Raw genomic sequence first — 22,233 nt, forward strand, 5'->3', positions numbered from 1 at the left:
CGAAAGACTTCGGAGGAAGTATGTTTATCATCTCAAGCAAAATGATGCTGAAGAAGGCACAGCGAGAAGGCTATGCCGTACCGGCGTTTAACATTCACAACCTGGAGACCTTACAGGTTGTCGTGGAAACAGCAGCCGAACTACGCTCTCCGTTGATCGTCGCCGGCACGCCTGGCACTTTTAGCTATGCCGGTGTCGGTAATATCGTTGCAATCGCCAGTGAACTGGCAAGATGCTGGAACCATCCTCTCGCCATCCATCTCGATCACCATGAAAGCGCCACCGATATTGAAGAGAAAGTCGCTACAGGTATTCGCTCCGTCATGATCGATGGTTCCCATCTGCCGTTTGTCGACAACATTGCGTTAGTTAAACACGTAACGGATTACTGCCACCGCTATGACGTTAGCGTTGAAGCTGAGCTCGGACGGTTGGGTGGACAAGAAGATGACCTAATCGTGGACGGAAAAGATGCGCTTTATACCCACCCAGAACAGGCTCGGGAGTTCGTGGAAAAAACCGGTATCGACTCACTGGCGGTCGCGATTGGCACAGCTCATGGACTGTATAGCACTGAACCTAAACTGGATTTTGAACGGCTAACAGAAATTCGTCAGTCCGTTGATATTCCACTGGTTCTACATGGCGCATCCGGCCTGCCAGCACATGATATTAAGCGTGCCATCTCTTTAGGGATCTGCAAAGTCAACGTCGCTACCGAACTCAAAATCGCCTTTTCTGGCGCACTCAAAACCTATCTGAGTACAAATACCAATGCGAATGACCCACGGCATTACATGATGCCAGCAAAAGCCGCCATGAAAGAAGTGGTACGTAAAGTCATTGCCGACTGCGGTTGCGAAGGAAAACTATAAGTAACTGATTAATATGAATTGTATGAATTCTGGCAAAGGTCTGTTTTAAAGCTGGATCACGAAAGCTGCTTTTACCCTTTGCCTTCAATCCAAAAATATTATGAAGATAAACAAAAGATATCGGAGATAGAAGTGAAAGAAATAATCTCTCGTCATAAAGCAGGTGAACATTTAGGTATTTGTTCTGTTTGTTCAGCACATCCGTTGGTCATTGAATCCGCATTACGCTTTGATCTCAATACGGACAGTAAAGTTCTGATCGAAGCAACGTCTAATCAGGTTAATCAGTTTGGTGGCTATACCGGGATGAAACCCGCCGATTTCCGTGATTTTGTCTATGGCATCGCACAAGAAATTGGCTTCCCTCGAGAAAGACTGATCCTGGGGGGCGATCACCTCGGCCCTAACTGCTGGCAAAATGAAGTAGCGGCAGAAGCGATGGAGAAATCCGTAGCCTTGATTAAAGCTTACGTCGCCGCAGGATTCAGCAAAATCCATCTTGATGCTTCAATGTCCTGCGCTGACGATCCGACACCGCTAGACCCGATGGTTGTTGCTCAGCGAGCAGCCATACTTTGCCAGGCAGCAGAATCAACAGCAACCGAAGAACAGAAACGCCAACTGACTTACGTGATTGGCACTGAAGTTCCCGTACCTGGTGGAGAAGCCACCACCATCGGTAGCGTTCATGTCACACGTGAAGAAGATGCCGCCCGGACACTGGAAACCCATCAGGTTGCCTTCAGTGCATTAGGGCTTGAAGAAGCGTTAACGCGCGTAATCGCCATTGTGGTCCAGCCCGGCGTCGAATTCGATCACACTCAAATTATTCACTATCAGCCACAAGCTGCAAAAGCGCTTTCCGCCTGGATCAAAGAGACCCCAATGGTCTACGAAGCGCATTCCACAGATTATCAAACCCGCCAGGCATACCGTGCGCTGGTACGCGATCACTATGCGATTTTGAAAGTGGGTCCAGCACTCACCTTCGCTCTGCGTGAAGCTATTTTTGCCCTTGCGCAAATGGAAAATGAACTGGTATCTCCGGAGCAAAGAAGCCGGGTATTGGAAGTGATTGACGAAGTTATGTTGAATGAACCGGACTACTGGAAAAAATACTATCGCCCAACCTGGAGTCAGGCGATGGTTGATATTCACTTCAGTCTCTCCGACCGTATTCGTTACTACTGGCCGCATCCCCGCATTCGTCAAAGCGTAGAGAAATTAATAACCAATCTTAATGACGTCGCTTTACCACTGGGGCTAATTAGCCAATTTATGCCCGTGCAATTTGAGCGTCTGTCTGAAGGAACGTTAACCGCGACGCCACACAATCTGATTATCGACAAAATTCAGGACGTTCTGCGCGCCTATCGCTTTGGTTGCGCACCAGCACTTGCCTGAAATCAGGAGAATATATGAGCCAACTTTTTGTCCGAACAGGAATTAACTTTAGCTCGTGTCAGCATGCGCTGACACATATTGGGGAGGAGATGCTGGCCAAAGGGGTCGTGCACGAAAGTTACCCGCAGGCCCTGATTGAGCGTGAAGCAACCTTTCCAACTGGAATAGCGCTGGAACGTCATGCCGTTGCGATTCCACATTGTGAAGCTGTCCATGCTAAATCTCCTGCTATCTATCTGATTCGCCCGGATACACCGGTCAACTTTCAACAAGCGGATGATGATGAAGAGATCGCCGTCTCTTTAATTATCGCCTTAATCGTTGAGAACCCGACGGCACAACTGAAGCTCCTGCGTCGTCTGTTTAGTGAGCTACAAAACCCGAACACCATTGAAGCATTACTGAATGCGCCCGATGCAGAACTGGCAATGCTCTTTCGGGAAAAAATCCTTGAGTCTGAGCTCTGTGCCCAGATTTGATAAAAAACTGATAATAAAAGGAATACCCTATGAAACGTAAAGTAATTGTGGCCTGTGGCGGTGCTGTAGCAACTTCAACAATGGCTGCAGAAGAAATTAAAGAACTCTGTGAAGCCAACAATATACAACTCGACCTGGTTCAGTGTCGTGTAACAGAAATCGAAACCTATATGGACGGCGCAGACCTCATTTGTACCACGGCTCGCGTTGACCGTACATTTGGCGATATCCCGGTGGTTCACGGCATGCCTTTTGTCTCAGGCGTGGGTATCGAAGCATTGCAGCAAAAAATCCTGACCATCCTCGTGGGGTAACGCCATGTTTAGCGAAATAATGCGTTATATCCTCGATTTAGGTCCAACGGTTATGCTGCCGTTAGTGATCATCATCTTCTCAAAATTGCTGGGAATGAAGCTCGGGGATTGTTTCAAATCTGGTCTGCATATCGGGATTGGGTTTGTCGGCATCGGCCTGGTAATCGGCCTGATGCTGGACTCTATTGGACCTGCCGCAAAAGCAATGGCAGAACAGTTTCAAATTAACCTGCACGTCATCGATGTCGGCTGGCCTGGTTCATCACCGATGACCTGGGCTTCGCAAATTGCGTTAATTGCGATTCCTGTCGCCATTGGGGTGAATATCCTGATGCTGGTTACCCGCATGACCCGTGTGGTGAATGTCGACATCTGGAATATCTGGCATATGACGTTTACCGGCGCCATGTTGCATCTGGCGACCGGTTCATACTGGTTGGGCATCCTCGGTGTGGTTGTTCATGCCGCCTTCGTCTACAAACTGGGAGACTGGTTTGCCAAAGACACGCGCGACTTTTTTGGTCTGGAAGGCATCGCCATTCCACATGGTTCCTCGGCATATCTGGGCCCGATAGCGGTCCTGGTTGATACGATCATTGAAAAAATCCCAGGTCTGAACCGCATTCATTTCAGTGCGGACGATGTACAAAAACGCTTCGGCCCCTTCGGCGAGCCCGTGACCGTCGGTTTTGTGATGGGGTTAGTGATCGGCATGCTGGCAGGGTATGACGTTAAAGCAGTGCTCCAACTGGCGGTGAAAACAGCTGCCGTTATGTTGCTCATGCCGCGCGTCATTAAACCGATTATGGATGGACTCACTCCCATTGCAAAGCATGCTCGCAAGCGCCTGCAGGCAAAATTTGGTGGCCAAGAGTTCTTGATTGGCCTGGATCCTGCGCTACTGCTCGGCCATACGTCAGTGGTTTCCGCCAGTCTTATCTTTATCCCGCTGACCATTCTGATTGCCGTTCTGGTACCAGGAAACCAGGTTCTGCCATTCGGCGATCTCGCGACCATTGGTTTCTTTGTCGCCATGGCGGTAGCCGTTCATCAGGGAAACCTTTTCCGCACGCTGATCTCCGGCGTCATCATCATGGGTATCACCCTGTGGATAGCCACGCAAACCATTGGTTTACATACCCAGCTAGCCGCCAATGCGGGCGCATTGAAAGCCGGTGGCATGGTGGCTTCAATGGACCAGGGCGGTTCCCCAATCACCTGGCTGCTAATCCAGCTCTTCACCTGGCAGAACGTGGTGGGTTTCATCATTATCGGTGCTATTTACCTGTTGGGTGTACTGCTGACCTGGCGTCGGGCGCGTAATTTCGTGGCGGCTGAAAAAGCGGCAGCCATAACAGAAAGCCAGACCGCATCTTAATTTCTGGGGAGCATTTGCTCCCCTTCACTTTTCTGGAGACACTTATGAAATCAGTGGTTATTCACGCTGAGGGCGACGTACGCGTTGAAGAACGTCCCATACCACAACTACAAACTGATGAAGATGTACTGGTCAAGGTGGTCAGTTCAGGGCTTTGCGGCTCAGATATTCCCCGAGTCTTCAATCATGGCGCTCACTATTATCCAATCACACTTGGGCATGAGTTCAGTGGCTATGTTGAGTCTTACGGCGCGGGCGTAACCGATCTACAACCCGGAGATGCCGTTGCCTGCGTACCGCTGCTCCCCTGCTTCCACTGTCCTCAGTGCGAGCGTGGATATTTCTCATTGTGTAAGCAATATCAGTTTGTCGGATCGCGCAGCGAAGGCGGCAATGCAGAATATGTGGTGGTAAAACGCGCCAACCTGTTCCGCCTGCCTTCAGAAATGCCGATTGATGATGGCGCATTCATTGAGCCCATTACCGTTGGCCTGCATGCTTTTCACCTCGCTCAGGGATGCGAAGGCAAAAACGTGATCATCGTTGGTGCAGGTACTATCGGTTTACTGGCAATGCAATGTGCTCGCGAACTCGGCGCAAAAAGCATCACGGCGATTGATATCAACCCGCAGAAGCTGGCGTTAGCAAAAGAACTGGGTGCAACCTATGTGTTTAACAGTCGGGAGATGAGTGCGACCGAGATCCACTCCGGTCTGGAGAACATTCAATTTGACCAACTCATCTTGGAGACTGCGGGAACCCCACAAACTGTTACTCTGTCGATCGAAATTGCCGGACCTCGCGCTCAACTGGCATTAGTCGGTACGCTGCATCACGATCTGGCGCTAGCTTCAGGTGTTTTTGGGCAAATATTGCGTAAAGAGTTAACCATCCTTGGCAGTTGGATGAACTATTCCAGCCCATGGCCTGGAGAAGAGTGGGAAACCGCTGCCCGTTTACTCACGGAGAAACGCTTACAGCTTGAGCCGTTAATTGCCCACAGTGGTGATGCCGACAGCTTTGCCAGCGCAGTCAAGTCACTCAATGGCGCGCCGATGCAGGGGAAAATTCTGCTCAAACACTCCTGACCCAACGAGCCAGCAACCTGCGCTGGCTCACATTTACTTTCGAAATTTAGCGTTCACCTTTCGCAATCCTTCGATTAAACTAGTGGCAGTCAAATTATCAGGCAAATCAATATGAACTCATTTGAGAGAAGGAATAAAATTGTCGACCTGATTAATACGCAAGGTAGCGTACTGGTAATGGATCTTTCGAATACCTTTGGTATTTCTGAAGTAACCATTCGCGCCGACCTGCGGTTATTAGAAGAGAAGGGTCTGGTCACCCGTTTTCATGGCGGTGCGGCAAAACCAGGAAGCCATCTGGCTGAAGGTGACAATCAGGAAGTATTATTAGAAGACCGGTATCAGCTTGCCAGCGATCCCAAAAAGCGGATCGCTCAGGCTGCAACGGCAATGGTCGAGGAAGGAATGACCGTGATTCTGGATAGCGGAAGCACGACCTTACTGATCGCTGAGGCGCTAAACCGAAAAAGTAATATCACAGTTATTACCAATAGCCTGCCCGCTGCGTTTACGTTATCGGAAAACAAAGACATTACGCTGGTCGTCTGCGGCGGCACGGTGCGTCACAAAACTCATTCAATGCATGGCACTATCGCTGAACGTTCCCTTCAAGGGATAAGCGCAGACCTGATGTTCGTTGGCGCCGACGGGATTGATGCCACTAATGGTATAACGACATTCAACGAAGGCTATTCGATTAGTAGCGTGATGGCTGCTGCGGCACATAAGGTTATTGCCGTACTGGATGCAACAAAATTTAACCGACGAGGTTTTAATCAGGTACTTCCAATGGAGAAGATTAACTGCGTAATAACCGACGACAGTATCAGCAAACAGGATAAATCAGCGCTGGCCAAAACAGGGGTTGAACTGCTGGTCGTTTAAATTACCCTCCATAGCCCCCCTTTCGTCGCGCCAACGCGTTGCAGTTTGCCTTTTAGCTGCAACGCTTTCAGATAGCGTTCTACAGTTCGGGCTGAGATTTCACACTCATCAGCGATACTTTTGGCGGATCTGCCTGGCTGATTCGACAAGATTTGTAGTATGCGTTTTTCAATATCCAGTAAATCAGGCGACATTTCTTCCGACATTTCTTCCGACATTTCTTCCGACATTTCTTCCGACATTTCTTCCGACAGGGCTGATGATTTCCCCAATCCCTCTTGCAAAGCAGAGATGATGTTTTCAAGGATAAATTCTATAAATGGCGTGCAGCTACTTTGCCGATCGCACTGCCCTAACACCTGGTAGTAGCGATCCTGTTGGTAGTGGATCAGTGTCTCTACTGGTAACCACGCCAATTCCGATCGCCACTCACGGAGGATTAATGTCTGCCACAACCGGCCCATCCGTCCATTGCCGTCGGCAAAAGGATGAATGAATTCAAATTCATAATGGAAAATAGCACCAGCAATCAGTGGGTGGAGCTCTGTCGTTTTTAACCAGCCCAGTAGGTCATTCATCAATCGAAGAACTTGTGACGCCGGTGGGGCCATATGGATAAGCTGTTTCTCCCTGTAAACACCGACATTGCCGGATCGCAATTGACCCGGGTTATCGACAAGTCCCATCATCAGGATTTGATGTGCCTGTAAAAGATCGGAGAGTCTTTCACTTTTCCACTCTGACATTTTTTCATAGGCCAGAATCGCATTTCTGACTTCCTGTATATCTTTAGCCGGAGCCAGAATACGTTTCCCCTCCATCAGAGCGGTGACTTGTTCCGTAGTCAACGAATTATGCTCAATCGCTAAAGAGGCCTGAATAGTGCGAATACGATTCTCTTTGCGCAAAAGAGGAGATGCCCTACCAGCCATCGCCGCCCAATTCCCCATCAACTCCCCAATTTCAATGACTTGATTGAGGATCAATGGAGTGATGACGAAAGGTGGTTGGTAGGTGCTCACTGTTACTCCCCCTGCTGTTCCAGCGCGTACTTATACAGCGCATTCTTCTTCACGCCGTGGATCTCAGCGGCCAGTGCGGCGGCCTTTTTCAGCGGCAGCTCTGCCTGCAATAAGGCCAACGTACGCAGCGCATCAGCCGGAAGGTCGTCTTCTTGCGCTTTGTGTCCTTCGACAATCAGCACCATTTCGCCTTTACGACGGTTTTCATCTTCCTTGACCCACGCCAGCAGTTCGCCGACCGGCGCACCGTGAATGGTTTCCCAGGTTTTGGTCAACTCACGCGCCAACACCACGTAGCGGGATTCGCCCCAGACGGCAACCATGTCTTCCAGGCTATCCAGCAAACGGTGGGTGGATTCATAAAAAATAAGCGTACGCGGTTCAGCCTCAATGGCTTTCATCGCATCACGACGCCCTTTCGATTTGGCAGGCAGAAAACCTTCATAGCAAAAGCGGTCTGAAGGCAGACCTGCAGCGCTCAGGGCAGCAATCGCCGCGCAAGGGCCTGGCAGGGGAACAACGCGGATCCCTGCTTCGCGACAGGTCCGTACCAGATGGTAACCAGGATCGTTAATCAGCGGCGTTCCGGCATCGGAAACCAGCGCAATGTTTTGCCCTTCTTTAAGCTTCGCCACCAGCGTTTCGGCCTTTTGCTGCTCGTTGTGATCATGTAAAGCGAACAAACGCGCGTTAATCGCGAAGTGTTGTAACAAAAGTCCTGTATGACGAGTGTCTTCAGCGGCAATCAAATCAACGGCTTGTAAAACTTCGAGCGCTCGTTGGGTAATATCAGCCAAATTTCCTATAGGAGTAGGTACAATAAAGAGTTGGCCTTGAGAATTATCCGCCGATTCGTGTTGTTTCATTGTGTCGTCCGTATTGCCGATTTAATATTGAGCATTGAGTAAAAAAATATCACTGGATACAGTATGGTACCCTCAACATTTTCTCGTTTGAAAGCCGCACGCGCGCTACCAGTCATTCTGGCTGCACTGATTTTCGCAGGCTGTGGCACCCAGGCGCCAGACCAGAGTGCAGCCCATATGCAGGGCACTGCGCAGGCTGATTCCGGCTTTTATCTGCAACAAATGCAGCAAAGCTCAGATGATAGCAAGACCAACTGGCAATTACTCGCCATTCGTGCACTGCTGAAAGAAGGCAAGAGCCAGCAGGCTTTCGAGCTGTTCAACCAGCTACCACAGAAGCTAAGCGATACCCAGCGTCGTGAGCAGTCACTGCTGGCCGTCGAAATTAAGCTCGCGCAGAAAGATGTCGCTGGCGCACAGGCCCTGCTGGATAAGCTAACCCCCGCCGATTTTGATCAAAACCAGCAGGCGAGATACTGGCAGGCGCAAATCGACGTCAACCAGGGTCGTCCATCGCTGACTTTACTGCGCGCCCTGATCGCCCAGGAACCGCTGCTGGCCGCGAACGCTAAGCAGAAAAACATGGATGCCACCTGGCAGGCTCTGTCATCCATGACCCAGGAGCAAGCGCAGACGCTGGTCATCAATGCGGATGAAAACGTGCTGCAAGGCTGGTTAGATCTCCAGCGCGTCTGGTTCGATAACCGTAACGATCCAGACATGATGAAAGCCGGTATTGCTGACTGGCAGAAACGTTATCCACAAAACCCGGGGGCAAAACTGTTGCCAACGCAGTTGGTTAACGTGCAGAGCTTTAAACCCGCTTCCACCAGCAAAATTGCTCTGCTGCTGCCGCTGAACGGTCAGGCTGCGGTGTTTGGCCGTACTATTCAGCAAGGCTTTGAAGCCGCGAAAAATATGGGTACTCAACCCGTAGCGGACCCTGCTGTTGCCGCGCCTGCTGCGGATACAGCGGCTGCGACGACCACGGAACAGCCGCAAACGACTGACGGTGTTGCCAGCCCAGCTCAGGCGTCAGTAAGCGATCTGACCAACGAGACGCCAGCACAGCCAGAAGCTACAGCCTCACAACCAACAGCGCCTGCGCAGCCAACAACCGCCAGCGCACCAGCGAATCCGTCCGCGGAGCTGAAAATCTACGACACGTCATCACAACCGCTGAATCAGATCCTGACTCAGGTTCAGCAGGATGGCGCCAGCATCGTGGTTGGCCCACTGTTGAAGAACAATGTTGAAGAGCTGATGAAAAGCAACACGCCATTAAACGTCCTGGCGCTTAATCAGCCGGAGTCGGTGAAAAACCTGCCGAACGTCTGCTACTTCGCTCTGTCGCCAGAAGATGAAGCGCGCGACGCAGCACGCCACATTCGCGATCAAGGAAAACAGACGCCGCTGTTGTTGATCCCGCGGAGTTCGTTAGGCGATCGCGTTGCCAACGCCTTTGCACAGGAGTGGCAAAAACTGGGTGGCGGCGTGGTGCTGCAGCAGAAGTTCGGCTCCACCGCTGAGCTGAAAATGGGCGTCAACGGCGGCTCGGGGATCTCCCTGACGGGCAGCCCGGTGGCCTCTTCTGTACCCGCGCAGCCTGGCGTGACGATTGGCGGTCTGACCATTCCGGCAGCACCTACCGATGCGCAAATCACCGGCGGCAGCGGTCGTGTTGATGCCGTATATATTCTGGCAACGCCGGAAGAAATTGCATTTATAAAGCCGATGATCGCCATGCGCAACGGTAGCCAGAGCGGTGCCACGCTGTACGCCAGCTCCCGTAGCGCGCAGGGAACTGCCGGCCCGGATTTCCGTCTGGAGATGGAAGGCTTGCAGTACAGCGAAATTCCGATGCTGGCAGGCGCTAACGCCCCTCTCATGCAGCAGGCGCTAGGCGCGGTTCGTAACGACTACTCGCTGGCGCGTATGTACGCGATGGGCGTCGATGCCTGGTCGCTTGCCAACCACTTCTCGCAAATGCGTCAGGTGCAGGGTTTCGAAATTAACGGCAACACCGGAGCCTTAACCGCAACGCAGGATTGTGTGATTAACAGGAAGTTATCATGGCTCAAATACCAGCAAGGACAAGTCGTCCCCGCCAGTTAACGAGTAAACAGACCGGTGACGCGTGGGAATCCACCGCGCGTGACTGGCTGCAGAGCAAGGGACTGCATTTTATCGCCGCCAACGTGCATGAGCGTGGCGGCGAAATCGACCTGATAATGCGTGAAGGCAACACCACCGTATTTGTTGAGGTTCGCTATCGGCGCTCAGCCCAGTTTGGCGGTGCAGCGGCGAGTGTGACCCGGAGCAAACAACACAAATTATTACAGACTGCCCGCTTGTGGCTTGCGCGCCACAATGGAAGTTTTGATACTGTGGATTGCCGGTTCGATGTGTTAGCCTTCACCGGAAATGATGTTGAGTGGTTTAAGGACGCGTTCAACGACCGCTCATAGTTGAAGATTCAGAGCCTGGTTCTTAAGGATTAGCGTGTTAGATAGAATTAAAGTCTGCTTTACAGAAAGCATTCAAACTCAGATAGCTGCGGCTGAAGCACTTCCGGATGCGATCTCCCGTGCAGCCATGACGCTGGTTCAGTCCCTGCTCAATGGCAACAAAATTCTCTGTTGTGGTAATGGGACGTCCGCTGCCAACGCACAGCATTTTGCTGCCAGCATGATCAATCGTTTTGAAACAGAACGCCCAAGTTTACCTGCGATTGCACTAAATACTGATAATGTGGTCTTAACTGCGATTGCCAACGATCGCCTGCACGACGAAGTTTATGCAAAACAAGTCCGTGCGCTGGGACATGCAGGTGATGTTCTGCTGGCAATCTCTACGCGTGGTAATAGCCGCGATATCGTAAAAGCCGTTGAAGCCGCCGTGACACGCGACATGACAATTGTCGCACTGACCGGGTATGACGGAGGGGAGCTGGCCGGGTTACTGGGGCCGCAGGATGTTGAAATCCGTATCCCTTCACACCACAGCGCCCGCGTTCAGGAAATGCATATGCTGACGGTCAACTGCCTTTGCGATCTCATCGATAACACGCTTTTCCCTCACCAGGATGATTAAGGAGTACACATGAAGGCATTTTCGCCGCTTGCTGTGATTATCGCTGCCCTGCTACTGCAAGGCTGTGTCGCTGCCGCCGTTGTCGGAACTGCTGCTGTCGGCACCAAAGCCGCGACGGATCCTCGCAGTGTAGGCACCCAGGTAGATGACGGAACCCTGGAATTACGCGTCAATACCGCGTTGTCGAAAGATGCCCAGATCAAGAAAGAGGCGCGTATCAACGTGAGCGCGTATCAGGGTAAAGTGCTGCTGGTCGGTCAGTCGCCAAATAGCGAACTGTCTGCGCGAGCAAAACAGATTGCGATGGGCGTAGAAGGTACCACTGAGGTCTTTAACGAGATCCGTCAGGGTCAGCCAATCGGCCTGGGCGATGCGTCTAACGATACCTGGATAACCACTAAAGTACGTTCCCAGTTGCTGACCAGCGATCAGGTGAAATCCTCTAACGTGAAAGTCACCACCGAAAACGGGGAAGTGTTCCTGTTGGGTCTGGTGACTGAACGTGAAGCGAAGGCTGCGGCAGACATCGCCAGCCGGGTAAGCGGCGTGAAACGCGTCACTACGGCTTTTACGTTTATTAAGTAAGACAAGCTACAAATGCCGGATGGCGACGCCAGAGCGTCCTCTCCGGCATTTTATTTGGCTCTTTCGCGCAGTTCGGAAGAGGTCAGGATCGAAACGCCTTCATGTCCAGGCGCCAGTGCCTCCGCCAGCATAGCCCGGGCTACATCACGCGCCTCAATCGACTTCCAGTTCCCCGGTAGCAGCCGAAATAACGGCGCTAAAAACCTCTCATTCGCCCGCTGTTTATCCCGTTCTCCGAGTAACATTGAAGGCCGAACAATCGTCAGCCGCGGCCAATTTTGCGCGATCAGCGCCTGCTCCATTTCCCCTTTCACCCGGTTATAAAAAAACGGTGAATTGGCATTGGCACCCATCGAACTGACCACCAGCATATGCTGAGCGCCCAACCGACGCCCCGTCAGGGCCGTGTCCACCACCAGCGTATAGTCAGCATGGATAAACGCTTCTTTGCTACCCGCTTCACGCCGGGTGGTTCCCAGACAACAAAAGACAATATCTACCGGATCGGTGACCTGCGCCAGCGCATCGGTTAGCTGCGGATCATAGGGATTATAGACGCCAGCCGTATCAGCCAGCGGTCGACGCGTCGGTGCCGTGATGGCATTGACCCGGGGTTCATTGAGCAGCATACGCAGCAAATTTCCGCCTACCAGCCCCGTTGCGCCTGTTATTAATACCTGACTCATCGCTAATCTTCCCCTGACTCTTTAATCACTCTATTAACTATAGATCACGTTGCCAGTGCATTTTTTTGCCAAAGCCCAGCGTGTTGTCCGTGAATTTGACTTCATCCAGTCGAATCTCCCACACGGGCGCAGGCAGCATTCTGGCGACCGGGAAACGGCGGTTGTAGGCGTTACGCGCGGCTTCACTCTCCTGCCCTTCAAGACGCCGGATTTCCCCTTTAAACTGTACGCCACGAATCAGGGCGACCGTTTTGGGCTGACCATTTACCGTGCCGGCAATCGGCGCGCGCGGCCCGGACATCTGCGCATGGCGCGTTTTTTCTTCGGTCAGCACATAGAACACCATCTTCTGCGCATCAAACAGGTAAAACGCATTGGCGCACCATAATTCACCGTCATGATGTACACACCAGGTCACGACGTGCTGCTTTGCCAGCCAGCGGGTCACCGCAGTCAGTGTTTCCATTTCTGTTCTCTTTTATACTGTAGGCCTGAAAATTATCACGTCGATGGTGACAATGACACCCTGGTATCTGTACCTGATCCGTACTGCGGACAACGCCTTATACACCGGAATAACCACCGATGTGCAGCGCCGCTATAAGCAGCATCAAAGTGGGAAAGGCGCGAAGGCGCTGCGCGGAAAGGGAGAACTCACGTTGGCATTTGCGGCTCAGGTCGGCGACCGTTCGCTGGCCCTGCGCTTAGAATATCGCGTCAAACAGCTTACAAAGCGGCAGAAAGAGCGCCTTGTTGAAGGCGAAGGGCTTGAGGCACTACTGAGCAGCCTGCAAACCCCCGGCGCTTAAAAACGATTGAAGTAGTCGTGGTATTCCACAAGGCCCGTCACACCCTCCAGCGCATCTTCCGCCAGGCGATGAACCTGGAACGCGCTTTCGGTGCCCGGCCAGCGGCAACGCAGGTCATGATGGGCAGCCAGCTCAAAACCAAAGCGGCTGTACAGCGCCGGATCGCCCAGCGTAACCACCGCGGCGTAACCAAACTCGTTCAGGGAATCGAGTCCTTCATAGACCAGCTGACGCGCCAGGCCCTGTCCACGGTAGTTTTCATCCACCGCGAGCGGCGCCATGCCGACCCATTGCAGGTCTTCGCCCTGGACATCGACAGGGCTGAACGCGACGTAACCCACTACCTGACCTTCGTCATCGGTAGCAACCAGACCCAGCGTTATGAAACCGTCTTCACGCAGGTCGTGCACTAATTTCGCTTCCGCATCGCTCTCAAATGAACGACGCAGCAATGCATCAATACCTGGGGCATCAATGGGAATTTCAACTCGAATCAGCATGGCTCACCTACCGAAGTCTGTTTGGTTTCTGGCGACGTTTTCATTCCCGCCTCAACAAAATCCGCCAACTGCATCAGCATGACGCGCAACGCTTTAGGCATCTGATCCAGTTCGATGGCGTCCATCAGATTTTTTACATACAGCCCTAATTCTGTATCACCTTCAATCACCAGGCGACGCTGGAAGAACAGCGTATCCGGATCCTGCTTACGCGCCGCGATCATCAGGAGATCGCTGGCATCCGCGCTAAAACTCACATCCGCCTCTGCATTCTGGCTGACGATAAGTTTATCGTTCTCAACAGAGGTATACCATTTAAGGCCAATGTCACGCACATGAATGCTCAGCCAGCGACCGTCGAGAAACTCCAGCTCCCCATCGGCCAGCGCCTGACTAAACTGCCAGCTCAGGACCTGCTCCAGAACCTGGCGCTTCAGCGCAAAGGGCGTCAGTTTAACCGGTACACTCATCAGAGAAGGACCAAAATGTACTAAGCGTGAACGCAGTTTATCCAACACGAGCTTTACTCCCTGTTTCAATTATCCTGCTATTTTGCCATATCAAATAAACGACATAGCGGCATAAATCAACAATTCGCTACGAAATTGTTACCTCTTATTGGTATCACCAATACGACTTTAACTGCCTCAAATCAAAAATTGTCTCAGCAAGGTTAACTAAAATCCCTCTTCGTTAACATTTCTGCGCCCTTTACGGCGCAACGTTCAGGATAAATTATGGAGCTGCTCTGCCCTGCCGGAAACCTCCCGGCGCTTAAGGCGGCCATCGAGAACGGCGCTGATGCGGTCTACATCGGGCTGAAAGATGATACCAACGCCCGTCATTTCGCCGGCCTTAATTTTACCGAGAAAAAATTGCAGGAAGCGGTGAGTTTTGTCCATCAGCACCGCCGTAAGCTGCACATCGCGATTAACACCTTTGCGCATCCGGATGGTTACGCGCGCTGGCAACGTGCCGTAGATATGGCGGCGCAACTGGGTGCGGATGCGCTGATCCTCGCCGACCTCGCCATGCTTGAGTATGCCGCAGAGCGCTACCCGCATATTGAGCGTCATGTCTCTGTTCAGGCATCTGCAACCAATGAAGAGGCGATTAATTTCTATCATCGCAACTTTGATGTCGCCCGCGTGGTACTGCCGCGCGTACTGTCTATTCACCAGGTGAAGCAGCTCGCTCGCGTCACGCCAGTTCCCCTGGAAGTGTTCGCCTTTGGCAGTCTGTGCATTATGGCGGAAGGTCGCTGCTATCTTTCATCCTATCTGACGGGCGAGTCTCCTAATACGGTTGGCGCCTGCTCTCCTGCCCGTTTTGTTCGCTGGCAGCAGACCCAACAAGGGCTGGAATCCCGTCTTAATGAAGTGCTGATCGACCGTTATCAGGACGGAGAAAACGCCGGTTATCCGACGCTGTGTAAAGGCCGCTATCTGGTTGATGGCGAGCGCTATCATGCGCTGGAAGAACCCACCAGCCTGAATACGCTGGAGCTGCTGCCAGAACTGCTGGCGGCCAATATTGCCTCGGTGAAAATCGAAGGGCGTCAGCGTAGCCCGGCCTACGTCAGCCAGGTGGCGAAAGTGTGGCGCCAGGCGATCGACCGCTGTATGGCCGACCCGCAAAACTACGCCCCACAGGCCGCGTGGATGGAAACGCTCGGTTCAATGTCCGAAGGCACGCAGACCACGCTTGGCGCGTATCACCGTAAATGGCAGTGAGAGAAGCAATGAAATATTCCTTAGGGCCGGTGCTGTGGTACTGGCCGAAAGAAACGCTGGAAGATTTTTATCAGCAGGCAGCCACCAGCCAGGCCGACGTTATCTATCTTGGCGAAGCGGTGTGCAGTAAACGCCGCGCTACCAAAGTAGGCGACTGGATCGATATGGCGAAATCGCTCGCTGGCAGCGGTAAACAGGTGGTGCTGTCAACGCTGGCGCTGGTGCAGGCCTCCTCTGAGCTGGGAGAACTGAAGCGCTATGTCGAAAACGGCGACTTCCTGTTGGAAGCCAGCGATCTCGGCGTGGTAAACATGTGCGCCGAGCGTAAGCTGCCGTTTGTCGCCGGGCATGCACTCAACTGCTACAACGCGGTAACCCTGCGTTTGCTGCTCAGGCAGGGCATGGTGCGCTGGTGTATGCCGGTAGAACTGTCCCGTGACTGGCTGGTCAATCTGCTTAACCAGTGTGAAGAGCTGGGTATTCGCAATCAGTTTGAAGTAGAGGTACTGAGCTACGGGCATCTGCCGCTGGCGTACTCTGCCCGCTGCTTTACCGCACGCTCTGAAGACCGTCCAAAAGACGAGTGTGAAACCTGCTGCATCAAATACCCGAATGGGCGCGATGTGCTGTCGCAGGAGAATCAGCAGGTCTTTGTCCTCAACGGCATCCAGACCATGAGCGGCTATGTTTACAACCTCGGCAACGAGCTGACATCGATGCAGGGTCTGGTTGATATTGTGCGTCTGTCCCCTTCAGGCAGCGACACGTTCGCCATGCTCGATGCCTTCCGCGCCAATGAAAATGGCACTGCCCCATTACCGCTTGCTGCCCACAGCGACTGCAACGGCTACTGGAAACGGCTGGCAGGTCTTGAACTACAGCCGTGATTAATAGCTCACTTTGTTAACAACATTCGCTAATCTTTAATGCAGTATTAAAAGATTAACCGGTAACAAAGTGAGCCGTTATGACTGACAAAACTATTCCGTTCTCGGTGCTGGATCTGGCGCCGATCCCTGAAGGGTCTTCGGCAAAAGAGGCCTTCACACACTCGCTTGATCTCGCTCGACTGGCTGAAAAGCGCGGCTACCACCGCTACTGGCTGGCAGAACATCACAACATGACCGGCATCGCCAGCGCTGCGACCTCTGTGCTGATTGGCTATCTGGCTGCCAATACCACCACGCTGCATCTTGGTTCTGGCGGCGTTATGCTGCCCAACCATTCGCCGCTGGTGATCGCCGAGCAGTTCGGTACCCTGAATACGCTGTATCCGGGACGAATCGATCTCGGGCTTGGCCGCGCGCCGGGTAGCGACCAACCGACCATGCGCGCGTTGCGCCGCCATATGAGTGGTGATATCGATAACTTCCCGCGCGACGTAGCTGAACTGGTGGACTGGTTCGACGCCCGCGATCCAAATCCTCATGTACGCCCGGTTCCCGGCTACGGCGAGCAGATCCCGGTCTGGTTATTAGGCTCCAGCCTGTACAGCGCACAGCTGGCAGCCCAGCTCGGCCTGCCATTTGCCTTCGCCTCGCACTTTGCTCCGGATATGTTGCATCAGGCGCTGCATCTGTATCGCACCCAGTTCAAGCCCTCAGCACGGCTGGCAAAGCCGTATGCGATGGTGTGCATCAACATCATTGCCGCCGACAGCAACCGCGATGCCGAATTTCTTTTCACCTCAATGCAGCAGGCGTTTGTGAAACTGCGTCGTGGCGAAACCGGCCAGCTACCGCCACCGGTAGAGAATATGCATCAGCTGTGGTCCGCTTCCGAGCAGTACGGCGTACAACAGGCTCTGAGCATGTCGCTGGTTGGTGATAAGGCGAAAGTGCGACACGGTCTCGACGCCATTTTGCGTGAAACCCAGGCCGATGAAATTATGGTTAACGGCCAGATTTTTGATCATCAGGCACGGCTACATTCGTTTGACCTGACGATGCAGGTGAAAGAAGAGTTGGTGGGGTAATCGTTGTTTTGCCCGGTGGCGCTTCGCTTACCGGGCTTACGAGATCGTATAGGCCGGATAAGGCGCAACCGCCATCCGGCACTAAAAGGTTACTGGTACACAGGCAACAAATTCACGCTCGACAGAATATGGATAACCGCGTTGCCGATACCGAATACCAGGATCAGCGCAATCATCGGCTTGCCGCCCCAGACACGGAATTTCGGGCTGCCGAAACGCTCGCGAGATTTACGGGCCAGCAGCGCCGGAACAATGGCGGCCCAGATGGTCGCGGCAAGCCCTGCATAGCCAATGGCGTACAGGAAACCGTTCGGCCACAGCAGGCCACCGACAATCGGCGGGACAAACGTCAGCAATGCCGTTTTAAAACGTCCCATTGCCGAGTCATCAAAACCAAACAGATCCGCCAAATAGTCAAACAGACCGAGCGTGACGCCGAGGAATGAACTCGCCACCGCAAAGTTGGAGAACACCACCAGCAGCAGATCCAGACTGCGGCTGTTCAGCACGCCGCTCAGCGCCTGTACCAGCACATCAATGTTACCGCCCTGCTGCGCAATACCGATAAATTCCGGACGCGGGATGTTACCCATCGTCCCCAGCAACCATACGGTATACAGCACCAGCGCCAGCAGCGTGCCGTACACCAGGCACTTAACGATGGTCTTCGGATCTTTGCCGTAATACTTCATCAGGCTCGGGACGTTGCCGTGATAGCCGAATGAGGCCAGGCAGAACGGTAACGTCATCAGCAGGTACGGCGTATACGAAGCGTTGCTCTGCGCCACGTTAAACAGCGTCGTAGGCGTAACATGCCCCAGCAGACTGCCGAAGGTCAGGAAAAAAGTAATCACCTTCGCGCCCAGCACAATCGCCGTCATGCGGCTAACCGCTTTGGTGCTTAACCACACCACGAACGCCACCAGCAGCGCAAAACCAAGACCCGCCGCACGCGCCGGAACGTTCAGCGACATCTCCGAGAAGGTGTGATGCAGGATCGAACCGCTCGCCGAGATATACGCATAGGTAAGGATATAGAGAACGAAAGCAATCGAGATGCCGTTCACAACGTTCCAGCCTTTGCCCAGCAGATCTTTCGTGATGGTGTCAAAGCTGGAACCAATGCGGTAATTGAGGTTAGCTTCAAGGATCATCAGCCCGGAGTGCAGCATGCAAAACCAGGTGAAGATCAGCGCCGCCATTGACCAGAAGAACCACGCCCCGGACATGACCACTGGCAGAGAAAACATCCCTGCGCCAATAATGGTGCCGCCGATGATCACCACGCCGCCAAGCAGCGAAGGTGACGTTTGGGTGGTGGTTAGTGTTGCCATTTAGCCATCTCTCCAGTCATTTATATTGTGACTACATTTCAATGTGCTGCACTGTACCAGTACACGAGTACAAATGAAATAAAAAAAGCCCCGATTGTTGAGATCGGGGCTGTATATTTTACTTTACGGTATTAAACCGTAATTTCGCATGGATTACGCATCACCGCCGAAACGACGACGACCAGCGGAATCATCACGACGCGGAGCAGAAGAATCGTCACGACGCGGACCGCGGTTGCCTTCACGACGTTCGCCGCTGAAACGACGACCTTCGCTACGACCGCCTTCACGACGCTCGCCGCTGAAACCACGACCTTCGCCACGACCGCCTTCACGACGCTCACCGCTGAAACGGCCACCGCCACGACGCTCACCACCGGTGTGCGGAACTGCATCGCCAACCAGCTGCATGTTCATCGGCTTGTTCAGGATGCGAGTACGGGTAAAGTGCTGCAGCACGTCGCCCGGCATACCTTTCGGTAGCTCGATGGTTGAGTGGGAAGCAAACAGCTTGATGTTACCGATGTAACGGCTGCTGATATCGCCTTCGTTAGCAATCGCACCAACGATATGACGGACTTCAACACCGTCATCACGGCCCACTTCAATGCGGTACAGCTGCATATCGCCAACGTCACGACGTTCACGACGCGGACGGTCTTCACCACCACGCTCATTACGGTCACCACGCGGGCCACGATCGTTGCGGTCACGCGGACCACGATCGTCACGGTCGCGGAATTCGCGTTTCGGACGCATCGGCGCATCTGGCGGCAGGATCAGCGGACGTTCGCCCTGAGCCATTTTCAGCAGTGCGGCTGCCAGCGTTTCGATATCCAGTTCTTCTTCCGGCTGCATTTTCGCCAGCAGAGCACGGTACTGATCCAGATCGCTGCTTTCCAGTTGCTGCTGTACTTTAGCGGCGAATTTTTCCAGACGGCGTTTGCCCAGCAGGTCTGCGTTCGGCAGTTCTACTTCCGGAATAGTCAGCTTCATGGTGCGTTCGATGTTACGCAGCAGACGACGCTCACGGTTCTCAACGAACAGCAGCGCGCGACCCGCACGGCCCGCACGACCGGTACGGCCGATACGGTGAACGTAAGATTCGGAATCCATCGGGATGTCGTAGTTAACAACCAGGCTGATACGCTCAACGTCCAGGCCACGTGCCGCAACGTCGGTAGCAATCAGAATATCCAGACGGCCATCTTTCAGACGCTCCAGAGTCTGCTCACGCAGGGACTGGTTCATGTCGCCGTTCAGTGCAGCGCTGCTATAACCGCTACGCTCCAGCGCTTCTGCCACTTCCAGGGTCGCATTTTTGGTACGAACGAAGATAATCGCCGCATCAAAGTCTTCTGCTTCCAGGAAACGCACCAGCGCTTCATTTTTACGCATGCCCCAGACGGTCCAGTAGCTCTGGCTGATGTCAGGACGGGTAGTTACGCTGGACTGAATGCGTACTTCCTGCGGCTCTTTCATAAAGCGGCGGGTAATACGACGAATCGCTTCCGGCATAGTCGCGGAGAACAGAGCGGTCTGATGACCTTCCGGGATCTGCGCCATGATGGTTTCAACGTCTTCGATGAAGCCCATACGCAGCATTTCATCAGCTTCGTCCAGTACCAGACCGCTCAGTTTGGAGAGGTCCAGAGTACCGCGCTTCAGGTGGTCCAGCAGACGGCCCGGCGTACCGACAACGATCTGTGGTCCCTGACGCAGGGCACGTAATTGCACGTCATAACGTTGGCCGCCGTACAGGGCAACCACGTTCACGCCGCGCATGTGTTTAGAAAAATCCGTCATGGCTTCTGCAACCTGAACCGCCAGTTCGCGGGTCGGTGCCAGCACCAGAATCTGAGGTGCCTTCAGCTCAGGATCAAGATTGTTGAGCAGCGGTAAAGAGAACGCTGCAGTTTTGCCGCTACCCGTCTGGGCCATACCCAGAACATCGCGGCCGCCCAGCAGATGCGGAATGCACTCTGCCTGGATTGGAGATGGTTTTTCGTAACCCAGATCGGTAAGGGCTTCAAGGATAGGAGCCTTCAGGCCCAGATCTGCAAAAGTGGTTTCGAATTCAGCCATGTAGTACGTGTGCCTCAAAATTAATGGCGGCCAGTCTACATAACTCATCATGAAATTGATCTGCAATTTTCATTGAAAAGTGTGAACCGGCTCAAAGTAGGTGTATTAACGAACAACAACGCCCTCACCCGTGAAGGTGATGGCAATCAAAAAAGATTACGGGCTGATGTGTACGTCAGCTATTGCTGGTCCGATTCTGCCAGGTCATCTTGGTCCTGGCCCAGGAGCGATAATTCCAACAATGCGTATCGGTGCTCAACAAAGTTATGAACGTTGTTAGCCACCGCCAGTTTGAACAATGCCGTAGCGTTGTCCAAATCCCCCAGACTTAGGTAGTACTTACCTAAATAGAAGTTGGTTTCACTGAGATGCTCAGCGAGCGAGGTGTTATCCGTTGCGTCCGCCTTTAGGCGTTCCATCAGCGTTGCTTCGCTAATGTTGCCCAGGTAGAACTCGACAATGTTCCATCCCCATTGCTCTTTATCCGATTTCTCAAAGCGTTGCTTTAACGCTTCTTTAGCCTGCTTCTCATCGAGCTTCTGCTCGGCGAGATAAAGCCACAGACTACGGAAAGGATCATTGGGATCGTCTTGATAAAACGCTAGCAGATCATCTTGCGCTAACTTGTCGCGACCGCCGTAATACAATGCGATACCGCGATTTAAGTGCGCGTAGTTGTAAGTTGGATCAAGCTCAAGTACAGAATCAAACGCTTCATAGGCAGCATCAAAATTGCCTGCCTGCGTTAAATATATACCTAAGTAATTGAATACTTCAGGCATATCTGGTCGGATTGCCAGCGCTTGTGAAAAATCATTTCGCGCCAGTGCCCTCAGACCGAGACTATCATACAACACTCCGCGCTCATATAAAAGCTGTGCGCGTTCGTCATCGGTTAAAGCCCGACTGGCAAGAATTTGTTCCATACGTGCCAGAATCACTTCCTGCTGCAAAGTCGGTTGCAATGGTACTGCGAGGACTTCACTCTTACGCCAGGCGGAATTACTGCATCCAGCCAGCGTGAGTGCTGTCGCAACGAAACACCAGCGCAAAAAAGGCTTCATTTCCCACTCCCGAAGACAACGATTGAATGAACGTCCAGGTTCCCCGGTTGCTAACAAG

24 protein-coding genes and 1 pseudogene are annotated in these 22,233 nt (G+C 52.9%); 15 read left to right on the plus strand and 10 right to left on the minus strand.

Features of this window, described 5'->3' with window-relative positions; translation table 11 throughout:
- Nucleotides 1-20 precede the first annotated feature (20 nt).
- The 7 genes from BZK42_RS16580 (at nucleotide 21) to BZK42_RS16610 (ending at nucleotide 6,423) form a co-directional block, all read left to right on the plus strand.
- On the plus strand, nucleotides 21-875 hold the full coding sequence (locus BZK42_RS16580) for a tagatose bisphosphate family class II aldolase (protein ID WP_047358513.1): 855 nt from the start codon (nucleotides 21-23) through the stop codon (nucleotides 873-875).
- A 132-nt stretch (nucleotides 876-1,007) separates the two neighbouring features.
- Nucleotides 1,008-2,279: a tagatose-bisphosphate aldolase subunit GatZ gene (gatZ, locus tag BZK42_RS16585; protein ID WP_016154646.1), complete on the plus strand. Its 1,272-nt coding sequence runs from the start codon at nucleotides 1,008-1,010 to the stop codon at nucleotides 2,277-2,279.
- A 14-nt stretch (nucleotides 2,280-2,293) separates the two neighbouring features.
- On the plus strand, nucleotides 2,294-2,758 hold the full coding sequence (gene gatA / locus BZK42_RS16590) for a PTS galactitol transporter subunit IIA (protein WP_019077770.1): 465 nt from the start codon (nucleotides 2,294-2,296) through the stop codon (nucleotides 2,756-2,758).
- A gap of 29 nt (nucleotides 2,759-2,787) precedes the next feature.
- A complete protein-coding gene (gene gatB / locus BZK42_RS16595) occupies nucleotides 2,788-3,072 on the plus strand; it encodes a PTS galactitol transporter subunit IIB (protein ID WP_003828616.1) in 285 nt (94 codons plus the stop codon).
- Nucleotides 3,073-3,076: 4 nt separating this feature from the next.
- On the plus strand, nucleotides 3,077-4,450 hold the full coding sequence (locus tag BZK42_RS16600) for a galactitol-specific PTS transporter subunit IIC (RefSeq protein WP_016154648.1): 1,374 nt from the start codon (nucleotides 3,077-3,079) through the stop codon (nucleotides 4,448-4,450).
- Between the two features lie 44 nt (nucleotides 4,451-4,494).
- The gene (gatD, locus tag BZK42_RS16605) at nucleotides 4,495-5,538 is read left to right on the plus strand and encodes a galactitol-1-phosphate 5-dehydrogenase (protein WP_047358514.1); all 1,044 of its coding nucleotides are present in this window, start codon (nucleotides 4,495-4,497) and stop codon (nucleotides 5,536-5,538) included.
- Between the two features lie 111 nt (nucleotides 5,539-5,649).
- Complete coding sequence (locus BZK42_RS16610; protein ID WP_003828620.1) at nucleotides 5,650-6,423, plus strand: DeoR/GlpR family DNA-binding transcription regulator; 774 nt, start codon at nucleotides 5,650-5,652, stop codon at nucleotides 6,421-6,423.
- Here BZK42_RS16610 and BZK42_RS16615 read toward each other — a convergent pair.
- Together BZK42_RS16615 and rsmI are read right to left on the minus strand one after the other, a co-directional pair.
- Nucleotides 6,420-7,445 carry a Fic family protein gene (locus BZK42_RS16615; protein ID WP_080859543.1) on the minus strand — a complete coding sequence of 342 codons (1,026 nt, stop codon included), beginning with the start codon at nucleotides 7,443-7,445 and terminating at the stop codon, nucleotides 6,420-6,422. The genes BZK42_RS16610 and BZK42_RS16615 overlap by 4 nt on opposite strands.
- 2 nt (nucleotides 7,446-7,447) lie before the next feature.
- Nucleotides 7,448-8,311, minus strand: coding sequence for a 16S rRNA (cytidine(1402)-2'-O)-methyltransferase (gene rsmI / locus BZK42_RS16620; RefSeq protein ID WP_016154652.1), 864 nt, complete (start codon nucleotides 8,309-8,311; stop codon nucleotides 7,448-7,450).
- Between the two features lie 63 nt (nucleotides 8,312-8,374).
- On the opposite strand from rsmI, the gene BZK42_RS16625 reads away from it, so the two are divergent.
- From BZK42_RS16625 to dolP, 4 genes are read left to right on the plus strand one after another with little or no spacing between them, the layout of a single operon-like run.
- Nucleotides 8,375-10,426, plus strand: a complete 2,052-nt coding sequence (locus BZK42_RS16625) for a penicillin-binding protein activator (protein ID WP_080859545.1) — start codon at nucleotides 8,375-8,377, stop codon at nucleotides 10,424-10,426.
- Nucleotides 10,384-10,779, plus strand: coding sequence for a YraN family protein (locus BZK42_RS16630; protein WP_019077774.1), 396 nt, complete (start codon nucleotides 10,384-10,386; stop codon nucleotides 10,777-10,779). Before BZK42_RS16625 ends, BZK42_RS16630 begins: the two co-directional genes overlap by 43 nt.
- A 34-nt stretch (nucleotides 10,780-10,813) precedes the next feature.
- The gene (gene diaA / locus BZK42_RS16635; protein ID WP_003024948.1) at nucleotides 10,814-11,404 is read left to right on the plus strand and encodes a DnaA initiator-associating protein DiaA; all 591 of its coding nucleotides are present in this window, start codon (nucleotides 10,814-10,816) and stop codon (nucleotides 11,402-11,404) included.
- 9 nt (nucleotides 11,405-11,413) lie between these two features.
- Nucleotides 11,414-11,989, plus strand: coding sequence for a division/outer membrane stress-associated lipid-binding lipoprotein (dolP, locus tag BZK42_RS16640; protein WP_003024954.1), 576 nt, complete (start codon nucleotides 11,414-11,416; stop codon nucleotides 11,987-11,989).
- Between the two features lie 50 nt (nucleotides 11,990-12,039).
- Here the strand turns inward: dolP and BZK42_RS16645 are convergent, their stop codons facing one another.
- Together BZK42_RS16645 and BZK42_RS16650 are read right to left on the minus strand one after the other, a co-directional pair.
- Nucleotides 12,040-12,675, minus strand: a complete 636-nt coding sequence (locus BZK42_RS16645) for an NAD(P)H-binding protein (RefSeq protein WP_016154656.1) — start codon at nucleotides 12,673-12,675, stop codon at nucleotides 12,040-12,042.
- A gap of 37 nt (nucleotides 12,676-12,712) precedes the next feature.
- Entirely contained in the window at nucleotides 12,713-13,141 is a 429-nt protein-coding gene (locus BZK42_RS16650) for a YhbP family protein (protein ID WP_016157562.1), read from the minus strand.
- 43 nt (nucleotides 13,142-13,184) lie between these two features.
- On the opposite strand from BZK42_RS16650, the pseudogene BZK42_RS16655 reads away from it, so the two are divergent.
- A pseudogene (locus tag BZK42_RS16655) lies at nucleotides 13,185-13,494 on the plus strand (GIY-YIG nuclease family protein).
- Here BZK42_RS16655 and BZK42_RS16660 read toward each other — a convergent pair.
- Nucleotides 13,481-13,984: a GNAT family N-acetyltransferase gene (locus BZK42_RS16660; RefSeq protein ID WP_016154659.1), complete on the minus strand. Its 504-nt coding sequence runs from the start codon at nucleotides 13,982-13,984 to the stop codon at nucleotides 13,481-13,483. The pseudogene BZK42_RS16655 and the gene BZK42_RS16660 sit on opposite strands and share 14 nt — an antisense overlap.
- Complete coding sequence (gene ubiT / locus BZK42_RS16665) at nucleotides 13,978-14,502, minus strand: ubiquinone anaerobic biosynthesis accessory factor UbiT (RefSeq protein WP_016154660.1); 525 nt, start codon at nucleotides 14,500-14,502, stop codon at nucleotides 13,978-13,980. Before ubiT ends, BZK42_RS16660 begins: the two co-directional genes overlap by 7 nt.
- 219 nt (nucleotides 14,503-14,721) lie before the next feature.
- On the opposite strand from ubiT, the gene ubiU reads away from it, so the two are divergent.
- The 3 genes from ubiU to BZK42_RS16680 all read left to right on the plus strand — a co-directional run bounded on the left by ubiU (nucleotide 14,722) and on the right by BZK42_RS16680 (nucleotide 17,692).
- Entirely contained in the window at nucleotides 14,722-15,717 is a 996-nt protein-coding gene (gene ubiU, locus BZK42_RS16670; protein ID WP_016154661.1) for a ubiquinone anaerobic biosynthesis protein UbiU, read from the plus strand.
- A gap of 8 nt (nucleotides 15,718-15,725) precedes the next feature.
- A complete protein-coding gene (locus tag BZK42_RS16675) occupies nucleotides 15,726-16,604 on the plus strand; it encodes a U32 family peptidase (RefSeq protein ID WP_019077776.1) in 879 nt (292 codons plus the stop codon).
- Nucleotides 16,605-16,684: 80 nt separating this feature from the next.
- Nucleotides 16,685-17,692 (plus strand): luciferase-like monooxygenase, encoded by a 1,008-nt coding sequence (locus BZK42_RS16680; protein WP_080859546.1) that lies wholly within the window; start codon nucleotides 16,685-16,687, stop codon nucleotides 17,690-17,692.
- A gap of 89 nt (nucleotides 17,693-17,781) precedes the next feature.
- On the opposite strand, the gene mtr is transcribed toward BZK42_RS16680, so the two are convergent.
- The 4 genes from mtr to nlpI all read right to left on the minus strand — a co-directional run bounded on the left by mtr (nucleotide 17,782) and on the right by nlpI (nucleotide 22,175).
- On the minus strand, nucleotides 17,782-19,026 hold the full coding sequence (gene mtr, locus BZK42_RS16685; protein WP_016154664.1) for a tryptophan permease: 1,245 nt from the start codon (nucleotides 19,024-19,026) through the stop codon (nucleotides 17,782-17,784).
- 153 nt (nucleotides 19,027-19,179) lie between these two features.
- A complete protein-coding gene (locus BZK42_RS16690) occupies nucleotides 19,180-21,111 on the minus strand; it encodes a DEAD/DEAH family ATP-dependent RNA helicase (RefSeq protein ID WP_047413955.1) in 1,932 nt (643 codons plus the stop codon).
- A complete protein-coding gene (gene yrbN, locus BZK42_RS28340) occupies nucleotides 21,104-21,184 on the minus strand; it encodes a protein YrbN (RefSeq protein WP_010723222.1) in 81 nt (26 codons plus the stop codon). The genes BZK42_RS16690 and yrbN overlap by 8 nt, the downstream gene beginning before the upstream one ends.
- Nucleotides 21,185-21,290: 106 nt before the next feature.
- Nucleotides 21,291-22,175, minus strand: coding sequence for a lipoprotein NlpI (gene nlpI, locus BZK42_RS16695; protein ID WP_003024982.1), 885 nt, complete (start codon nucleotides 22,173-22,175; stop codon nucleotides 21,291-21,293).
- Nucleotides 22,176-22,233: the final 58 nt, after the last annotated feature.

Origin of the sequence: Citrobacter braakii, from assembly GCF_002075345.1 — a bacterium.
GTDB classification, from domain to species: domain Bacteria; phylum Pseudomonadota; class Gammaproteobacteria; order Enterobacterales; family Enterobacteriaceae; genus Citrobacter; species Citrobacter braakii.